The organism is Neolewinella agarilytica, from assembly GCF_900110645.1.
GTDB classification, from domain to species: Bacteria; Bacteroidota; Bacteroidia; order Chitinophagales; family Saprospiraceae; genus Neolewinella; species Neolewinella agarilytica.
The window spans coordinates 1-17,414 of sequence record NZ_FOFB01000045.1 but is presented as its reverse complement, the minus strand read 5'-3'; the positions used below and the strand labels follow the sequence as shown (position 1 = coordinate 17,414).

Here is a 17,414-nt window from a genome sequence, read left to right as displayed (position 1 = left end):
AAGACGGGAAGGAATGGGCCACTTTTCTGGTTAAAACACGGGGTTTCGCATTTTGAGCGTGTGTAGGGTTTGCCTAAACAGGTCAATTTTCAAGATTACGTACAGGCGTGCCTTAGATAATACTTCCAAAGTTGCATGAAATCGTAGCGGACCATTGTTACGGAGATTATGGCTTAACATTGCCGTTTAACAACGCCTGCACCTGCGGTAGCGCCCAAAAAAGCTTAACTTGCACAACCTACCCACCAAAACGGAAGGAGGCTGCATCCTGTGAGGTAACATTGCTGTGATCATTCATCTCAATGAGCCGACCTTCCACACATTACCCCCCGAATGAAAATTTTATCCTTTCCCCTGTTGCTGCTTTTTATGTTTGCGGGCTATGCTGCTGAGGCCCAAAAGGGACTTGAAGGTGCCTGGGAAGGCTCGATGACCGTTGGCGGAATCTACTCTGATAAGGCCCTGCCCATGCAGCTTTATCTGACGATGGAAGGAAATCGGGTGAAAGGCCGCAGCTACGTGCAGCTACCTGACGGGAGCACGCTGAGAATGGATCTGACCGGCAAGCTCTGGGGAGACATGTCAATCTCACTGGTGGAGACGGCCTTCGCAGGCGATTCCTTTAATGAGGTGATGCCAGAGTTTAACCGGCAATATCAGATTAGCTTTAAAGCTGACCTGTGGAACCCGGAGTTAAGCGGATTCTGGCAAGAGGTAACGCGGGAGACTTTTGGTGAAAAGCGTCGAAGAGGACGTATGAAGCTTGTGCGGCAGAAGGTGAAGGGGGTGTGAAAAACGTGCTGCGCTTATTTTTTTAGAGAGGCTACGGCCTTTTAGGGAGAGCTATTTCACAATTTCGGAATATAGTAACCCTGCATTGTAGGCTTTAAGTACGTGTCGAACGGTACTCGTCAGGTTATGTGGAAGTTCTTTAAGGGAGCACCATTCCACGTTTTCGAACTTGTTCTTTTCCCTGCTTTTGGGCTTGCCCTCGAAGGCGTAGGCCCGGAAATAGAGCACAATTCTGTGTTCCTTTTTCGACCGTTTATGAAGCACATGAATGAGCTCTAAGTCATTAGGGGATAGCTTAATGCCTGCTTCTTCCCAACTTTCGCGAATGAGGGTTTCGACGGCAAACTCCTGCCGTTCGATGGTGCCTCCCACCAAGGAGTAATTGCCTCCGTTAGGTTTCGTTTGCTTTAGCAGCAGCAGGTTGCCGTGGCTTTGCAGCAAGAGGCGGGCTTTAAGGGAAACGGCGAATTTTGCCATGAATGGAGCAGGAATACGGATCGTTTTTTAAACGGACCCGGGCGAATTGGTTACTTTTGTGGCCGGAGGACTCCGGCGCCCGCAAGATAGGTTGTGAATCTTTATCGATGATAAAAGTCATTTTATAAAGTGCCAACCACTTTTTGTCATGGAGTGTTGAAGAGTCGAATCACTGATTAAAGAGGGACAAAACAGATATACTATTTATGCGATACGACGACGTACTGCAGACCATCGGAAGAACCCCACTAATTAGCCTTGACCGTATTTGCGGTGATCGTATTCCCGCTAAGGTGTACGGCAAGGTGGAGTCGTTTAACCCTGGTCAATCGGCCAAAGACCGTGCTGCGCTCTACATGATTGAGCAAGCGGAGAAGAAGGGACGAATTAAACCGGGGGCTACGCTAATTGAAGCTACCAGTGGTAACACGGGTTACAGTATTGCGATGATCGCTGCGGTCAAGGGGTACAAGTGTATTCTGACGCTGTCCGACAAAGCAGGGCCGGAAAAACGTGCCCTGATGATTGCACTGGGCGCAGAACTTGTTCTTTGCCCGAAGGATGCAGCTCCGGAGGATCCGGAATCTTACTACTCCCAGGCGGAACGCCTGGCGGCTGAGATCCCCAACAGTTTTTATCTCCGCCAGAACTGGAACCTGGACAATAGTGGTGCGCATTATCACAGTACCGGGCCGGAAATTTATGATGATACGGAGGGCAAAGTTACCCACTACGTCTGCTGCGCCGGTACGGGAGGAACCCTGTCAGGGACTGCCCGCTATTTGAAAGAAAAGAACCCTGATGTGACGATTGTTGGGGTAGACGCTTACGGCTCGGTACTCAAGAAATACTGGCAGACCGGAGTGTTTGACGCCAACGAAATCTTTAGCTGGAAGGTGGAAGGATTGGGCAAAACGATTATTCCGGACAACGTTGCCTTCGACCTCATTGATGAGTTCATCAAGGTAGGAGACCGTGCTGCAGCTCTTCGGGTGCGGGAGCTTGCCCGTCGGGAAGGGATGCTGCTGGGCTACAGCAGTGGTGCTGCACTGGAAGCCGTTTTTGCGATGCGTAAGCAACTTACGGCCGATGATGTCGTCGTTGTATTATTCCCGGATCACGGAAGCCGGTACCTCGGTAAGGTCTTTAACGACGAATGGATGAAAGAGCAGGGCTATTTACGGCCTAACGGCGAGCCAGCTGCTTACAGTGTCAAGCACTTACAGCGAATGTATCGCGTCTATAAACGGATGTACGGCCGAAAAATCAAGGAGCGGCTCAAACTAGCTTAAGTTTTAGCTCGTTTCTATTGATGTTTACCGACCCATCCCTGATTACCACCTGATTCATAGCAAGTATGAAAGCTCAATCCAATAAATTCAAGTCCAACGGAGAGGCTCCGCCTATGTTTGAGAATAAGTTTCTCAACCGACTGACGCAAACCCACATTGCTACTCCGATCGTGATCTTTTTCGTCTATGCGATTGGTTTACTGTGGTACACAGCGGTAAATACTGACCTGACTTTCCTGACGGTGGTTCTGGTGTTCTTTGCTGGTACGCTGGGCTTCACCTTCATGGAATATGTCGTGCACCGCTGGGTCTATCATCCTCCTCACAACGCTTCTGATAAGTATAAGGAGATGACCTACAATATGCACGGTTTTCATCACGATTACCCAAAGGACAAAAAACGGCTGGCGATGCCACCCATTCTGGCGGTCATTATTGCTACCACATTGCTTTTTCTTTTCGAACTTGTGCTGGGGCAGTACTCCTTTTCGTACCTGGCAGGTTTCGTTGTTGGTTACGCTATGTACCTGGTGGTACACTACACGGTACACATGTATCCACCGCCAAAGAATTTCCTTAAGGCACTGTGGGTAAATCATGCGTTGCACCACTATAGCGAAGATGAAATCCTGTTCGGTGTCTCTCAGCCCTTATGGGACTATGTGTTCCGGACGATGCCCAAGAGCGACAGTGATAAAAAGCGGGGGGTGGAGATCGTTAAGTAATATTGTAGTTTGGTAGTAATGTAGTGGGCTGCCGCTGATGTCTGCTCGCTTCGCTCGTTAGTGCTTTGCTAAAGTTTACCGATGTGGAGAAACCACTAAATTACTTCCGTCCCTCCAGCTGCGTAGCAGCGTGTTCTCTAACGGTCGGTAGCCACTACCAAACTACCGACTACCATACTACATTACTCCTCCCATGGCTCAATACATAGAAGACGTACATGATGTTGCCAGGATGATTCCTAAAGGCCGGGTAACGAACTACGGTGCGATTGCGGACTTTCTGACGCTCGGTAGTGCTCGTATGGCCGGTTGGGCGATGAATAAGGCCCACGGCGACGAAACGATTCCGGCGCACCGGGTAGTGAACCGAAAGGGAGAGCTCAGTGGTCGTAATCATTTTGCCACCCCGACCCTGATGCAGGAAAGACTGGAAGCGGAGGGTGTTGAGGTTGTGGATAGCAAAGTGGTCAACTTTAAAGAAGTATTCTGGTCGCCCATCGAACTGCTGAAATGACACAACTACTTTTAGAAACGGCTACTGATGTCTGTTCTGTGGCTGTGGCCCGGGACGGGGTGATTTTAGCGGAGCATACTGCTAAAGAAGTATACCAACACGCCAGTCATTTGACGGTTTTTATCCGCGATGTGATGGCTTCGGCCGGGGTGGAGATGGTGGAGCTGGACGAAGTCGTGCTGAGCGACGGGCCTGGCAGCTTTACCAGCCTGCGGGTGGGGGCGGCAACGGCGAAGGGGCTTTGTATGGCGCTGCCGGGCTTGAAGCTACGGGTGGTGCCGACGCTGCTTTCCTTAGCGGTCATGCTTCGGAATGCCAAGCCTACCTTGACGGTAATTAACTCCCGAAGAGGGGAGGTGTACGGGCAACTTTTTGGGGCGCGGACGCAGGTGCAGGGTGAAAACAAAAAAGCAGGGTGGGAGGAAGCCTTATGGAGTAGCCCGCAAAACATTCGCCTTACGGAAGACGAGTGGTTTGAAAAGCTGAATGAAGCCGCTGGTGGCATAGGTTTTAATCTGTCTGGCCCCGGCCAGCAACGTGTTCAGGATCACTTGCCGGAAGGAGTTATTCTTCAAGGAACAGGCCTCAAACATTGCTCTGCACGTCTCCTCCTGGCACCTGCGTCCGCGCCCGAAGGCTCCCGCCTGGTAGACGTTGCCACCTACGAGCCTTTTTACCTCAACCCGCCCTTCGTTACCGTCTCCAAAAAGAAACCCTTAGGCTGATGGCTACCCAACGCTACGTGATGGAACTGGCCTATAACGGCACGAACTACGCCGGTTGGCAACGCCAACCCAACGCCATGACCGTGGAGGAAACGATCGACACGGCCCTGAGCACCATCCTGGGCGAAAGCATTAAAATCGTCGGCTGTGGCCGCACCGATGCCGGCGTCCACGCCAGCTACTACGTGGCTCATTTTGATTTCAGTGGTGAGTTGCCTCCGTTCTTCGTTCGTCGTTACAACCGCTTCGTAGCGGACGACATTTCCCTCCTGGGCCTCTACCGTGTCCGGTCAGATTTTCATGCCAGATTTCACGCCACCGGCCGGAGCTATTGCTACCGTATAGCTTTATACAAAGACCCCTTTCGACAGGACGTAGTGACCAGCCTTCCACAATATCAAAGCCAGGCAGATCAGGCCAGTATGCAGGAGGCGGCCACTCTGTTGACCGGTTATCAGGAATTTGCCCCTTTCTGTAAAACCAACTCCGATGCCTTCACGATGAAGTGTGATGTCACGGAAGCCCGCTGGGAGTTTGCTGAAAAAGAGTGGGTCTTTCACATTTCCGCCAACCGCTTTTTACGGGGGATGGTGCGTCTGATTGTGGGGATGTGCCTTAAGGTGGGAGAAGGAAAACTCAGCCTTCAGGAAGTGGTTCAGGCGCTTGAACAACAGCAGTCTCTTCCTAAGCCATGGAGTGCCCCCGCCGCAGGTCTTTTTTTAAGTCAGGTGGAATATCCGGATAAAAAGGAGTGGGAAGCCGTTGGTTGAGCAGGCTTCCGTATCTTTGAGCTGATCTCTTGTATTGTATTGTGTATCTCAGACCTAAGAAATGCTCACCCTCGTTTTAAGTTTTTTGATGTCATTCGCGCTGGTGTATGCCATCTGCCCGGCTGCAATCAGGATCGCCCAGGATAAGGGGCTGGTCGCTGATCCGGTCGCCCGAAGCAGTCATAAAAAGTCCACTCCGATAGTAGGGGGCATCCCCATTTTTATCGGCATCATCTTCACTTCTTTGCTGTTAACACCACACGATGAGTGGAAAGAATTGCAGTACATTCTATCTGCAGTAGTCATTGTATTTATGGTGGGAACCAAGGATGATATTGAAAACCTTTCTCCCCTCCATAAAATTGGTGGATTGATCATAGCCATTGCTATTCTGGTAAGTCGTGGGGGTGTTGAACTGCAAGGCATGTACGGCCTCTTTGGCTTATCCACCACCTTTCCTACCTGGGCCTGTATGATTATCAGCGGCTTCACGCTCCTGGTGATTACTAATGCCTTTAACCTCATTGATGGTATCAACGGACTGGCCGGAACGGTCGGCTCCATATGTTCCATCACCTTCGGGATCTGGTTTTTCATGGTTGATCAGTTTTATCTGGGGGTTCTGTCTATGACCACAGCAGGCAGCCTTCTGGCCTTTTTGCGCTTCAATATGACGCCGGCTAAAACCTTTATGGGAGATACCGGCTCGCTGGTTCTGGGGCTCCTGCTGGGCGTAATGGCAGTTAAATTTATTGATCTGGGGTACTCCGGAGAATTTCCCTCCAAGTACCGCTTTGATAACCCGATTGCTGTTGCCGTTGGTATTTTGATTGTCCCACTATTTGATACAATCCGGGTGTTTACCACCCGGGCCCTGCGCGGCAAAAGCCCACTGAAACCCGATCGGCGCCACATACATCACCTGCTCATAGATTCCGGGTACAGCCACATGGAAGGATCCGCCATTCTGGGGATTTTCAACCTGCTGTTCATCAGCATGGTCTTCTACCTTGATGATAAAATGGGACTACACTACCTGATTGGTCTTGAGCTGGGTTTAGCGCTGCTACTGACCTTCTTCCTGCACCGGAATGTCCGTCGCATTAATTCAGGTATTATCCTCAAGCGGGGTAGTACGGAACTCAAACAACCTTCTTGAGCTGGCTACTGGTTTTTGCAGGTGGCGGGCTGGGAAGTCTGGCGCGCTACGGTATTGCAAGAGTAATGCCACCAGCAGAGCTGGCAGAAGGGGAAATCCCCTGGTTTACGTTAGTGGCTAACATTCTGGCTTGCATTGTCCTGGGGGTGGGAATCGGTTTGTTGAGTAAAGATCAACTTTCAAAACCCCTGCAACTGCTCCTGTTAACCGGCTTCTGCGGAGGTTTTTCCACTTTTTCCACCTTCGCCGCTGAGTTATTGCTGATGGGAGAAGAGGGACACTGGGGCCCGGCACTGATTTACGTGGCCTTGAGCCTGCTGGGAGGCGTAGGCGCATTGTGGCTTGCCTTGTTAATCGCCCGGTAATTCCCCATCATCACCAGTACGGATAGGTTGAGCAAATACTGGGCACCGACCTTATCGGTCTCCATCTGATCATTGATGATATTAAAGGCATCAACAACCAGCATGGCCAGCAACGCTGCCATCAGTGCATGGCGGGCGGCGGGATCCGTTTGCTGATGGTACAGCCTTTCGCCGATGATGAGCGCGCCAAAGATGTAAAGCAGGAAAATGATCAGCCCGGGGAAGCCCTGTTCCACCAGCGTCATCAGGTAATAACTATGGATACCGGAGCGGCCTTCATTGTCGGAGACATAGGTCCGAAAGGCATTGACGGTATATCCCTTGTAGTGATCAAGGAAATTGCCCGGTCCCCAGCCGGTAATTGGCCGGTAAGGAACCATATGGCCCGCTGCTACCCAGCGATAGAAGCGCTCCATGGTAGAGATGTCCTCCAGCTTGTAGGTAGCGGTAATCAGGTTGTCGAATTGTTGTTGGGAGACGGTCGTCTCAAAGTCCGGGGCATAGTCCAGATAGCGGTTATCATGGACGAAGTAAACGGCCACTGCAACCCCCGCTGCCAGGGCAAGGCCCAGTGCTGGCTTTAAGAGTTTCCAGCGAATAATGTAGTAGGCCGCAGCGGCCATTGCCAGCGCAATGAAGGCCGCCCGGGTGTAGGAAAAGTAAATGGCTGCCAGCCAGATGGGTAAGACGAGTAAGGCCCACCACCAGGTTGACTGCCCGCGAGACTTCATCCACCAGCGCAGGAAAAACAACCAGGGCGTCATGGTCGCCAGACAGCCGGCATAGCTCACGTGCTCACTCATGAATGGGTGCATCGTTTTGTGCTGCATCGCAAAACTAAACCCGTAGGCCCCATGGCGAACCAGCGTTTGAAACGCCACAAATAGTAGTGGCCACAGCAGGCAGTGCACCATAATACTGACCCGGCGTGGGGTTTTCAGAATCAGCAGTGGTAGCAGGAAATAAGCCCCTACGTACCAAAGTTTGGCCAGGGAGAACTTGATGCTCACCAGTATCCCTTCGCTAAAAACGGTGGTGAATAAAATCCACCCAATGTGCAGGTAAAGCAGCCATGCAATGGGATGGCCGAAAGCTTTACCGTCGTATTCCGGCCAGTGCCTGACCGCATGGAGGATAAGAATACCCGTAAGGCCAATGGCCAGCGGTTCCGTGGGAAGGTCGGTGCCGAAGCCACCCGGTAAAAAAATGTTAGTGCTGACGGGAATCATGGTCAGCAGTAACCAGAAGAGTGGCCGGAAATCCAGAAAAGCCTGCGCAAGCACCCAGAGCAACACGGGCAGACCGATGAGGGCATACATCTCGGTCGCCAGGCCAGTGGCCAGGCAAACAAGTGCTACCCCCGCGTAGGCATAAAACAGCCTGCGGGAGCCTCTACCTGGCGGCGGCAACTCTGCGATGTGGGGTAGCCCGGACATATTCCCTTACTTGAAAATAGCACCCCAGTCATACCGGCGGCCGGTATCGATCAGGAGCGCGCCTACAACGGCAAAAAGAAAACTGAGCATTGCCGCTCCGACGACGATCAAACTACGCATGGGGCGGCTTTTGATGACCGGCGTTTTAGCTTCCTCCACCACTTCGATGGCGCGTTGGTCCGTCCGTAATACAGACTCGAACTGCTTGAGGCGGATGCGGTCTTTGGAGAGCGCATCATTCAGGCGGAGACGTTCTTCCTCCAGGTTGTCAATGGGCCCAAGGCTCTCGTTCAGGCGTACGAGCTGGGTGTCCAGGCTCGTGCGGGAGCTTTCGAGCCCGGCCAGCTGAATCCGATACTTAGCGATACTGTCCCGCGAGCCCCGGCCACCTGTCCGGCGGTAAGCCTCCAGTTTGGCGGTAGTAGAAGCAATACTTCCCTTCAGGCTGGTAGAAATAGTCGCTAATGCCTCACTCTGGGCTTCAGTGTTGTAGATGCCGGATCGCTGACGAATTTCACTGAGCCGGGTATTGATCTCCCGCAGGTTTTCTTCCCGGTTAGCGATTTCTCCGCGCAGACTCTCCGCACTTCGGTTCTGGGTGCCGCGAATCAGGCCCAAGGCAATGTCGTTGATCTTCTCGCGGGCTGCGCGGGCCATTTGGGCGGCCCGTTCGGGGTCTTGGTCTTCTACCTCGAGCTCAATGGCGTCGCGGGAGGTTTTAGTGACCTCGTAGAGACCCATGAATTCCCGCCGGACGTAGACCGGCGCCTTTTGCTTGCTGCTGTCGATATCATAGACGGTGTAGAGCTTAAAGGCGTCGACCATATAATCCACCAGCGCGTCGCTTTCGGCAACGGCCATGATGCGGTCGATGTCGTCTCCCGTACCGTAAAATTGCATCCGGTTATTGTTGTTGCCGAATACCCCGTCGATAGATATCTGATCGGGGCTGATGGCCAGGAAGGAGGTCTTTCCGGAATAATATTCGGGTAGCAGCAGGGCAATGACGATGGCCAGCAGGGTACCGGCAGCAGTTACCAGAATAATGGGCGTACGCCAGTGCCAGAGGCTGCGGAGGACACCGAGCAAATGAGGGGGAGGAGTAGCAGAACCACGGGTCTGTATGGACATAAGCGTCGTTAAATCGAAAAGGAGCGCAAAGGTAACGGTTTAATAGACGTGCTTTAGCGGAGAATCGTGGCTTGGTGGGGTAATTGTAAGCTGCAAAACCGGACGCTCAAAGGACCGTTTATCCTGCGCTACGCTTAGGAAACGGACGCTTCGAGGTCCTGACGTCTAGTTTCAGGACCTCGAAGCGTCCTCAATCACGTAGCCGGAGGCGGAGTAGTTGAGGTCCTTTGAGCGTCCGGTTTCGTAGCTACCTTCAGGTCGGTGAGAAACCGGCGCGGGACCGCAGGTGCAAGAAGTTGACCATGGGAGCAATGGTTATACACACGTAGCAGTAGAGGATAGCCATCTCTGCTTTTTACCCCTCACCCTGCACCTGCGTCAGCGCCCTAATTCATGTGCATCATCTTCCAGACCAGTTCCTTGAGCAACTCATTTTCCTGCTTTCCGGCCAGATTGCTGCCAACTCCCTTGCTCTTCAGGTCATATTCCCGCAGCAGGGCGAAGACCCGTTGGATCTTGCCGCCACGAAAGTTCTTCGCCGACTGCTGATAGTCGGCCAGGAAAAAATCAAACCGCAGCTTGAGAGCACTCATGATTTCCTGTCGGGAAGCCCCCTTGGCCTGCAGTTCCAGCAGGCAAAACACCTTGCTGAAGTAGTTGTACAGACTGCCCATCACCATCGGTAACGGACCGGCCTTCGGGTTGGCCTTGAAGTAATGCAGGATGCGCGTCGCCTTCAGCACATCATGATGGCCGATCGCTTTTTGCAGCTCGAAAACGTTGTAGTCTTTACTGACGCCGACCTGATCCTCTACGATTTTGGCCGTGATCTCCGTGCCGGGCTTGAGGTTGATGATGAGCTTGTCCAGCTCATTGCTGATCTTTCCCAGGCTGGTGCCCAGAAACTCCGCCAGCAGGGCGGAGGCCGCCGGCTCAATGCTGTATTTCCGCTGTTTCAGGTAGTTGTTGATCCAGGCAGGGATCTTGTTTTCATACAGGGCTTTGGCCTCAAATACCACCCCGTTTTTTTTCAGCGCCTTGGTGACGGCCAGGTTGCCGTTTAGTTTCTTGTGCTTGTGGCTGATGACCAGGATGGACGTGGGGGAGGGGCTCTGGGCGTATTTCACGAGCTCCTTGATGTCCCGCATATCCTGCGCTTCGCGCAGGATCACCAACTGCCGCTCCGCCATCATCGGAAACCGCCGCGCCGCATCGATGATCTGCAGGTGGCCGGTGTCTTTGCCGTAGGCAATCGTCTCGTTAAAGGCCCGCTCGTGCTCCTGTAAAGCGTTCTGCATAATGGCCGCTTCCAGTTGGTCAATAAACCAGGATTCCTCTCCGTGCAGCAGGTAGAGCGGCGCGAATTCCTTGTTTTTGATGGACTTGAGGAGGGGGGCGAAATCCATGGGGGCGTGGGGAGTATTGTAGTGGCTGCCGTATTTCGGAGGGCAGGCTGCTGCGCAGCTGGAGGAAAGGAGTTTGGCGAGGGGCAAATATACGGAGGATCAGTATCGGGTGAGGTTTTCCGGGGGAAACCTGTCATCGTTTATACACACTATAAAATACGCTCATCTCCTAATGGACCGTTAATGACCGGACGTGTAACTGGCAGCTTAATTCGTTGGCCGTATCTTCGCCTGCGCTAATTCCGAAGTGATCGGACCTAAACTTCTCCGACTCCGGTTCCATGGTTGAGAACGCTTCGAAGCCCTTATGCTTGCTCTAAGGACCTCGAAGCGTCCGGTTTCCGAAGCGTAACGCAGGGTAAAATGGTTCTTTCCCTTCGGGGCTGCTTCGCGGTGAGCGTCCTGTTTTACCTTGCGAATCGCCTTATCTTCGCGCTTTAATCCCACGAATATGAAAAACCTATTTTCCCTTCTGGCCCTGAGCCTGCTCTTCGTTTCCTGTAAAAAGGATAGCGGAACCACGGTGGTCAACAATGCCCCGCTACAATCTACCGCTTCTTTTGTGGCTAGTACGGACCAGGACACGGCGAAGTACGTGCCGATTTACATTCACGATATTCCCTCACCGGAGAACCTGAATACCTTTAAAACCGGCGCGGGGGAATTTGGGCCGGTTCTCGTCCCGGATCTTTCCCGCTCAGAATCGCAGATACTCATTAAGAGCTATTGGGTCTTCGAATTTTATGTTGACGATCAGGCGAGTCTTGAACAGCGGAAAGCCGGTAGCGGACAGTGGTTGCAGTTCAATGCTGACGGGACTTTCCGGGGAGGACACTGGAATCAGCAGACACACGCCGGTGTATGGCACATAAACTTTGGCGAAACCTACCCCCGACTTTGGCTGGACAGCAATGTGGACAAGCAGGATGCCGTTTGGGAGCTTCAGCGTGTTTCCGGAGACCAGACCGAGATGGGCTGGCGCCGCGTGAACGACAGTGGCGTGGGCCCTTATCGCCGCTCCATCATGTGTAAGATGATGAACATGACCGACATGCCAACCAAACAGCAGTTTGCGGGGCAGTTTAATGGGTTGTAGGCGAGCGTAAAACCTCTCCCCCGGCCCCTTTTGCTGCGCAGCTTCTCCGCTGGTCTCTTCGAGCCCGCTCCGAGGTCCGAAGGAGAGGGGAGACGTCTCAGGCGGCTTCTTGGTAAAGGAATGCTAATAGTTTGTCCATCCTACTATTTACCCCAAAGCCTCCAGAATAATCCCACAAGCCTTCCGGATTTCTGCTTCCGAAATGGTTAAGGGCGGCGCGATCCGCAGACTTCGTTCATTCCATAGGAACCAGTCGGTGATCAGTTCCCGTTCGAGGCAGGCGGCGATGGTGGCGAGAATCTCGTCAAAGTCCGTTAACTCTACCGCCATCCACAGGCCGGCGGAGCGAACCTGTCTGATCTTAGGGTGGACGAGTAGTTCGTGAAACAACGCTTCCTTACGTTTGACCGAACCGATGAGCTCGGGTTGGGCGAGCAATGTCTCCAGGGTAGCGAGTCCGGCGGCGCAGCTGACGGGGTGGCCGCCGAAGGTGGTGATGTGGCCCAAGACAGGGTCTTTGGTCAGCAGCTCCATTACCTCCCGACGGGCGACGAAGGCGCCGAGCGGCATGCCGCCGCCGAATCCTTTGGCCAGCAGCAGGATGTCAGGCACTACACCGTACTGCTCGAAGGCGAAGAGGGTGCCAGTGCGGCCCATCCCTGCCTGAATTTCGTCTAGGATGAGTAAGGCGCCTACTTCATCGCAGCGCTTGCGGACGGCCTGCAGCCATTCCGGCCGCGGCTTGCGGATGCCCCATTCGGCTTGCACGGTCTCCAGAATGACGGCAGCGGTTGTTTCGGTAATCTGGTTCAGGCAGTAGTCGCAATTGAAGTCGAGGTGGCTTACTCCGGGCAGCAGGGGGGCAAAGGCTTCCGTGAAATCATGCGGCCACTGCAGACTCGCGGCTCCCTGCGTACTGCCGTGGTACGAGCGGCGGGCACTGATGAACTCCCCTCGGCCCGTAGTGCGTTTGGCCAGTTTCATGGCTCCCTCGGTGGCCTCGGCGCCGGAGTTGACGAAGTAGACATTGTCCAGTCCCGCCGGCAGCTGCTCCGCGAGCAAGGCCGCCAGCCGCGCCTGCGGCGCGAGGATGAACTCGCCGTACACCAGGGTGTGCATATACTTACCCGCCTGCTCCTGTACTGCCTTGACGATGGCCGGATGGTTGTGGCCAAGGGCACTTACGCCGATACCGGCAATGAGGTCAAGGTATTTTTTACCATCGGTGGTGTGTAGGTAAACACCTTTTCCACCAGCAATTTCCAAGCCCATGGGGGCGGGGCTGGTCTGGGCAACGTGACGGAGAAAATTGGCGCGGTTGGACATGGGGCGAAGGTAGGGGATAGTCTTTTAGTCTGGTAGTTCGGTAGTCTGGTAGGCTGCCGCATTTTGTAGGCGGCACGGCTGCTTCGCAGCGGGGGGGAACCACAGAGGTTCACAGAGGGGTTGCACAGAGGTACACAGAGGAGGGGCTGCTTCGCAGCTTTTTCACCACGGATTATCACAGATTTACACCGATTTAAGGCACCAATTTTTGTTAAAGCTCGACGGATTTTGGCGCATTATCTCCAACGCCTCCAAAATGCGGTAGCCCAAAGAACCAAAATACTAAAGAACCAAAGAACCATTACCTTTGCTCCACCCGAAAACCCACGACTCTTATGCGCCATTTCTGGCCCTTTATCTTGCTCAGCCTCTGGCTGGCCGCCTGCGATTCCACCACCGTCCCTTCGTCTGATGCTGCGCTTAATGCGGTGTCTGCCACCGACTTGCCCCGTCCCAATATCCTGCTGATCGTGGCGGATGATCTCGGCTGGGCTGACCTCAATTGCTACGGTAACCCCCTGATTAAAACGCCCCACCTGGATGAGCTGGCCCGCAAGGGGGTGCAGTTCATGCAGGGCTATGCCTCCGCACCGCTGGGTAGCCCCAGCCGGGCAAGCCTGCACACGGGGCTGTACCCCGCCAGATTGGGACTCACCAACGATATCGCCGCCGGAGAGAAGGGACTCAGGACCGGAACAGAAACCCTCGCCGAGCTCGTAGGCCGGGCGGGCTATAAGACGGCACAAATCGGTAAATGGGCGCTGGGCGCTCAGCCTGCTGACCATGGCTTTGCGGAATCTTTTGCCGCCGGAGCGGTCCGCCAGCCACAGTCGTTTTACCACCCCTTTTTCGAAGGAGAACCCTTCCCGGACTTACTGGCCGCCACCCAGGAAGGCGACTATCTGCCCGATGCGCTGACGGACCACGCCCTGGGGCTCCTGGATAAATGGCAGAACGACAACTGGTTTATCTCCCTCAATTTTTACGCGCCCCACCTGCCGATCGAAGGCCGAAAAGACCAGGTGACGGCCTACCGGCAATTGATTGACAGTACCCACTGGCGGAAGTTCCCGACGGTGGAGTACGCCGCCATGGTCTCCGTCATTGACGAAAACGTGGGCCGGCTGATGGCTGCGCTCAAAGCGCAGGGGCAGCTGGACAACACGCTCATTGTTTTTGTCTCGGACAACGGAGGCTTGCACGTAGCTGGCCCGGAGGGGCAGGAGCGGCACACACCACCAACGGACAATGGGATTCTGCGGGCGGGCAAGGGATCCCTTTTTGAAGGCGGCATCCGGATACCCTTCATCGTCCACTATCCGGCAGCGACCAAAAACACCCAGGCTTCCCACATTCCGGTCATCGGGACGGATATTTTCCCAACCGTCTGTGAGGTGCTGGGCCGGCAGGATTATTCGCCCAGTCCGGACGGGCGGAGCCTGTTACCCCTGCTGCGGGGAGAGGAGGTTCCGGAAAGGACACTGTATTGGCACTTCCCGCACGAAAGCCCGCAGGGAGGAACGCCCGCCGCTGCCGCCCGTCGGGGCGGCTTCAAGGTCTACGCCGATTTACGGACCGATTCCGTTTTTTACTACAACCTCCGCCAGCTGCCGGATGAGTCGCTGCGGATGGCCACGCTGCCAAAGGAGGTGGAGCTGCTGGAGGATTTGCGGGGCTGGCAAAGGGAATTGGGGGCGCGGACGCGGGTGCGGTGAAAGGTAAGGGTGCAGTGGGGGCAAGGTTTCGGCAAAAGGTGCGGTAACAGCACCTGATATTGAGCTGTATGCGTAAATTGTGGTGTTGACGTCACATTTCTCATGAACTACGGGTAGGAGCTAAGCATCAGTTTTGTAACCGCAACTTATCGGTTGAGATATCGCTTGTATGTGTAGTGAGGTGCGGTTGCAAGTGTGTTAGCGGCAACAAAAAACGAAGATAGCTATTTTCTAAATGGAGGTAATTTTGGTTACGCATGTAAAATCGCTAGCTTTATTGAAGAAGTAATGATAGCTGTTCTCAAATTTGGGTATTCCCGTTTAAGCCTTATATTATACTCGATAATCACTAATTTTAAAACTACGTTATATATGATGTTCATCTACGAAAAAACAATAGAGGCGGCGATTGATAGCTTTGTAAAGCCGATATTTGAAGAACTAAACAATAAGGCTAATTCAATAGTTAAAATCCAATATAATAAACTTACTAATGGATTTAAGGATTATTTGATTAAAGAGTATAAAGCTTTGTCAGAGCTTAGCACAATTGTCAATGTTGCTAAAGATAAAACGCTGCAAGATATATACCTCCCTTTAAAAGTTCAAAGTGGTTATAATGATAAGTACGTACTTGCTGACAATAAATTTTTCACAAGCCATTCATCAAGGGTTAAGAAGAATAAAATAATAATGGATTCGGCGGGAATGGGGAAGTCAACAATTTTGAAAATGGCGTTTATTAATGCCATTGAGGACGAATCAATTATTCCAATTTTTATTGAGCTAAGAAAGTTGTCGAAAGATCATAGTTTAATTGATGAGATAACACGAAAATTCTCACCTATTTATAAAACAGAAGATAAGGAGTTTATCTGTAAATGTCTTGAGAAAAGTAAATTTTTGTTTCTTTTTGACGGTTATGATGAAATATCATTTTCTAATAGAGAAGTAGTAAGCAATCAAATATCAGACTTTAATACTCACTATAATAGTAATTTTTGTATTCTAACTTCTAGGCCTGAACCAGGTTTAGAATCTTTCTCTTCTTTTCAGCAATATACTATTAAACCATTGACTAAGCAGGAGTCATACGCGATCCTTAAAAAGTATGATAGTTCAGGTTTAACATCTAATAAACTTATTGAAAAATTAGAAGAACTAAAAAACAAAAATATAGAGGAGTTTCTCCAGAATCCTCTACTTACTTCATTGCTGTTTACAGCATTCGACTATAAAAATGTAGTTCCACTTAAAAAGCATTTGTTCTATCGTCAAGTGTACGACTCTCTCTTTGAGACTCATGATCTTTCAAAATCTGGAGCATATATACGTCAGAAGAAAACATTACTAGGTGTAGATGACATGCACCAAGTTCTGAGATGTTTTGGATACATATCATATGTTTCAGATTCAACAATATATTCTAGGGATGAGATAATAAATTTAATAAGTAGAGTAAATAAATTTCTTCCTATGTTAGATTTTAAGCCCTCTGATTTACTTCATGATATTACGAGGTCGGTGCCTTTAATTGGCCGCGATGGGATGTATTATAAATGGATGCATAAATCTCTACAAGAATATTTTGCAGCACAATTTATTTATCTTGATGCGGATAAAAAAAGAGAATCTGTTTTAAAGAATATATCATTGGATACTAAGAATTACCATTCTAATGTATTGGATATTTATTCAAGTATAGATTCTAAAAATTTCAACCGATACTTAGTTAAGCCATTTATAGAGAATGTAATAGATAGTCTAAAACTAGATGTTGATGAGAAATTGGATGCCTTAAGTGATGATATGAAGATACGATTAATGCTTTGCTCTACTGGGGTATACAGGTTTTATTACAACATTAAAAATGCTAACATTCCATCTAGGAGGAAGGTAATATTTGGAATTACTGGGCCAAGTGAATCTATACATAAAGAAGCTAAGTTTCATCTTGCTAAATATGAAAATGTTATTCAATCTAGATTTCCTGATCTATTTGTAACTACTGATAATTATTCTGAGTACAGAGATAATTATAAAGATACAGATGTTAAAGCTTCTGACAAATTAATGTTTACTGTTTCTCATGACGAATATGTTGAAGGTGCGGAACTTCTAGAAGGCAATATCAGAGTGTTAAGATTCATTCAGGAATTTAGAGATCATTCCGAATCTCTTTCTTATTGCAGTATGATAAATATTAATAACTTGCGTACCACTTTGAGTATGATTAATGATGATATTGACGCTATAGATTTATTTAACTTTGAAGTATAATAAAATGCCGCTAACACTTAAAGCTCAAAGGCAGCCCGGACGCAGTCCGGTATGACGTTGCGCTTGTACGCTTCCCATTGAGCGCAACCACCTAAACTAGAAGAAAAATCGGCGGTGTATCAAATGTAAGGGTGAGAAGCTAGGTTTCGCTTCCATATGAAATAACGGATTGCCGATACATGATTATCAAAATCTTTTGAGAAAC

16 protein-coding genes are annotated in these 17,414 nt (G+C 51.1%); 11 read left to right on the top strand and 5 right to left on the bottom strand.

All coding sequences use genetic code 11. From position 1 onward, the window contains the following. The first annotated feature begins 333 nt into the window (after positions 1-333). Positions 334-792 carry a hypothetical protein gene (locus BM123_RS23435; RefSeq protein WP_090173537.1) on the top strand — a complete coding sequence of 153 codons (459 nt, stop codon included), beginning with the start codon at positions 334-336 and terminating at the stop codon, positions 790-792. Positions 793-843: 51 nt separating this feature from the next. Here BM123_RS23435 and BM123_RS23430 read toward each other — a convergent pair whose 3' ends face one another. After that, the gene (locus BM123_RS23430) at positions 844-1,269 is read right to left on the bottom strand and encodes an NUDIX domain-containing protein (protein WP_090173535.1); all 426 of its coding nucleotides are present in this window, start codon (positions 1,267-1,269) and stop codon (positions 844-846) included. 206 nt (positions 1,270-1,475) lie between these two features. Between BM123_RS23430 and BM123_RS23425 the strand changes: the two genes are divergently transcribed. The 7 genes from BM123_RS23425 to crcB all read left to right on the top strand — a co-directional run bounded on the left by BM123_RS23425 (position 1,476) and on the right by crcB (position 6,819). Continuing rightward, complete coding sequence (locus BM123_RS23425; protein WP_090173534.1) at positions 1,476-2,561, top strand: PLP-dependent cysteine synthase family protein; 1,086 nt, start codon at positions 1,476-1,478, stop codon at positions 2,559-2,561. A gap of 65 nt (positions 2,562-2,626) precedes the next feature. Then, positions 2,627-3,286: a sterol desaturase family protein gene (locus BM123_RS23420; RefSeq protein WP_090173532.1), complete on the top strand. Its 660-nt coding sequence runs from the start codon at positions 2,627-2,629 to the stop codon at positions 3,284-3,286. 193 nt (positions 3,287-3,479) lie between these two features. Next, on the top strand, positions 3,480-3,800 hold the full coding sequence (locus BM123_RS23415; RefSeq protein WP_090173530.1) for an MGMT family protein: 321 nt from the start codon (positions 3,480-3,482) through the stop codon (positions 3,798-3,800). Next, positions 3,797-4,525 carry a tRNA (adenosine(37)-N6)-threonylcarbamoyltransferase complex dimerization subunit type 1 TsaB gene (gene tsaB / locus BM123_RS23410; RefSeq protein ID WP_090173528.1) on the top strand — a complete coding sequence of 243 codons (729 nt, stop codon included), beginning with the start codon at positions 3,797-3,799 and terminating at the stop codon, positions 4,523-4,525. Before BM123_RS23415 ends, tsaB begins: the two co-directional genes overlap by 4 nt. After that, positions 4,525-5,295, top strand: a complete 771-nt coding sequence (truA, locus tag BM123_RS23405) for a tRNA pseudouridine(38-40) synthase TruA (protein WP_090173526.1) — start codon at positions 4,525-4,527, stop codon at positions 5,293-5,295. Before tsaB ends, truA begins: the two co-directional genes overlap by 1 nt. An 88-nt stretch (positions 5,296-5,383) precedes the next feature. After that, a complete protein-coding gene (locus tag BM123_RS23400; RefSeq protein WP_175489529.1) occupies positions 5,384-6,454 on the top strand; it encodes a glycosyltransferase family 4 protein in 1,071 nt (356 codons plus the stop codon). Continuing rightward, positions 6,451-6,819 carry a fluoride efflux transporter CrcB gene (gene crcB / locus BM123_RS23395; RefSeq protein WP_090173523.1) on the top strand — a complete coding sequence of 123 codons (369 nt, stop codon included), beginning with the start codon at positions 6,451-6,453 and terminating at the stop codon, positions 6,817-6,819. Before BM123_RS23400 ends, crcB begins: the two co-directional genes overlap by 4 nt. Here the strand turns inward: crcB and BM123_RS23390 are convergent. The 3 genes from BM123_RS23390 to holA all read right to left on the bottom strand — a co-directional run bounded on the left by BM123_RS23390 (position 6,753) and on the right by holA (position 10,879). Then, a complete protein-coding gene (locus BM123_RS23390; protein WP_090173521.1) occupies positions 6,753-8,255 on the bottom strand; it encodes an O-antigen ligase family protein in 1,503 nt (500 codons plus the stop codon). The two genes, crcB and BM123_RS23390, sit on opposite strands and share 67 nt — an antisense overlap. A gap of 6 nt (positions 8,256-8,261) precedes the next feature. Continuing rightward, positions 8,262-9,386 (bottom strand): GumC domain-containing protein, encoded by a 1,125-nt coding sequence (locus BM123_RS23385; RefSeq protein ID WP_090173519.1) that lies wholly within the window; start codon positions 9,384-9,386, stop codon positions 8,262-8,264. A gap of 386 nt (positions 9,387-9,772) precedes the next feature. After that, a complete protein-coding gene (gene holA, locus BM123_RS23380; RefSeq protein ID WP_245748672.1) occupies positions 9,773-10,879 on the bottom strand; it encodes a DNA polymerase III subunit delta in 1,107 nt (368 codons plus the stop codon). A gap of 364 nt (positions 10,880-11,243) precedes the next feature. On the opposite strand from holA, the gene BM123_RS23375 reads away from it, so the two are divergent. Further along, positions 11,244-11,888, top strand: coding sequence for a hypothetical protein (locus BM123_RS23375; RefSeq protein ID WP_090173515.1), 645 nt, complete (start codon positions 11,244-11,246; stop codon positions 11,886-11,888). A 147-nt stretch (positions 11,889-12,035) separates the two neighbouring features. Here the strand turns inward: BM123_RS23375 and BM123_RS23370 are convergent, their stop codons facing one another. Next, positions 12,036-13,214 carry an aspartate aminotransferase family protein gene (locus BM123_RS23370; protein WP_175489528.1) on the bottom strand — a complete coding sequence of 393 codons (1,179 nt, stop codon included), beginning with the start codon at positions 13,212-13,214 and terminating at the stop codon, positions 12,036-12,038. A gap of 335 nt (positions 13,215-13,549) precedes the next feature. Here BM123_RS23370 and BM123_RS23365 point away from each other — a divergent pair, with 335 nt between their 5' ends. Then, positions 13,550-14,929 (top strand): sulfatase, encoded by a 1,380-nt coding sequence (locus BM123_RS23365; RefSeq protein ID WP_090173513.1) that lies wholly within the window; start codon positions 13,550-13,552, stop codon positions 14,927-14,929. A gap of 372 nt (positions 14,930-15,301) precedes the next feature. Beyond that, positions 15,302-17,209, top strand: coding sequence for an NACHT domain-containing protein (locus BM123_RS23360; protein ID WP_175489527.1), 1,908 nt, complete (start codon positions 15,302-15,304; stop codon positions 17,207-17,209). Positions 17,210-17,414 lie beyond the last annotated feature (205 nt).

Coding starts and splice junctions, on each gene's coding strand:
- BM123_RS23435 (WP_090173537.1), top strand. CDS start 334: ATGAAAATTTTATCCTTTCCCCTGTTGCTGCTTTTTATGTTTGCGGGC.
- BM123_RS23430 (WP_090173535.1), bottom strand. CDS start 1,269: ATGGCAAAATTCGCCGTTTCCCTTAAAGCCCGCCTCTTGCTGCAAAGC.
- BM123_RS23425 (WP_090173534.1), top strand. CDS start 1,476: ATGCGATACGACGACGTACTGCAGACCATCGGAAGAACCCCACTAATT.
- BM123_RS23420 (WP_090173532.1), top strand. CDS start 2,627: ATGAAAGCTCAATCCAATAAATTCAAGTCCAACGGAGAGGCTCCGCCT.
- BM123_RS23415 (WP_090173530.1), top strand. CDS start 3,480: ATGGCTCAATACATAGAAGACGTACATGATGTTGCCAGGATGATTCCT.
- tsaB (WP_090173528.1), top strand. CDS start 3,797: ATGACACAACTACTTTTAGAAACGGCTACTGATGTCTGTTCTGTGGCT.
- truA (WP_090173526.1), top strand. CDS start 4,525: ATGGCTACCCAACGCTACGTGATGGAACTGGCCTATAACGGCACGAAC.
- BM123_RS23400 (WP_175489529.1), top strand. CDS start 5,384: ATGTCATTCGCGCTGGTGTATGCCATCTGCCCGGCTGCAATCAGGATC.
- BM123_RS23390 (WP_090173521.1), bottom strand. CDS start 8,255: ATGTCCGGGCTACCCCACATCGCAGAGTTGCCGCCGCCAGGTAGAGGC.
- BM123_RS23385 (WP_090173519.1), bottom strand. CDS start 9,386: ATGTCCATACAGACCCGTGGTTCTGCTACTCCTCCCCCTCATTTGCTC.
- BM123_RS23375 (WP_090173515.1), top strand. CDS start 11,244: ATGAAAAACCTATTTTCCCTTCTGGCCCTGAGCCTGCTCTTCGTTTCC.
- BM123_RS23370 (WP_175489528.1), bottom strand. CDS start 13,214: ATGTCCAACCGCGCCAATTTTCTCCGTCACGTTGCCCAGACCAGCCCC.
- BM123_RS23365 (WP_090173513.1), top strand. CDS start 13,550: ATGCGCCATTTCTGGCCCTTTATCTTGCTCAGCCTCTGGCTGGCCGCC.
- BM123_RS23360 (WP_175489527.1), top strand. CDS start 15,302: ATGATGTTCATCTACGAAAAAACAATAGAGGCGGCGATTGATAGCTTT.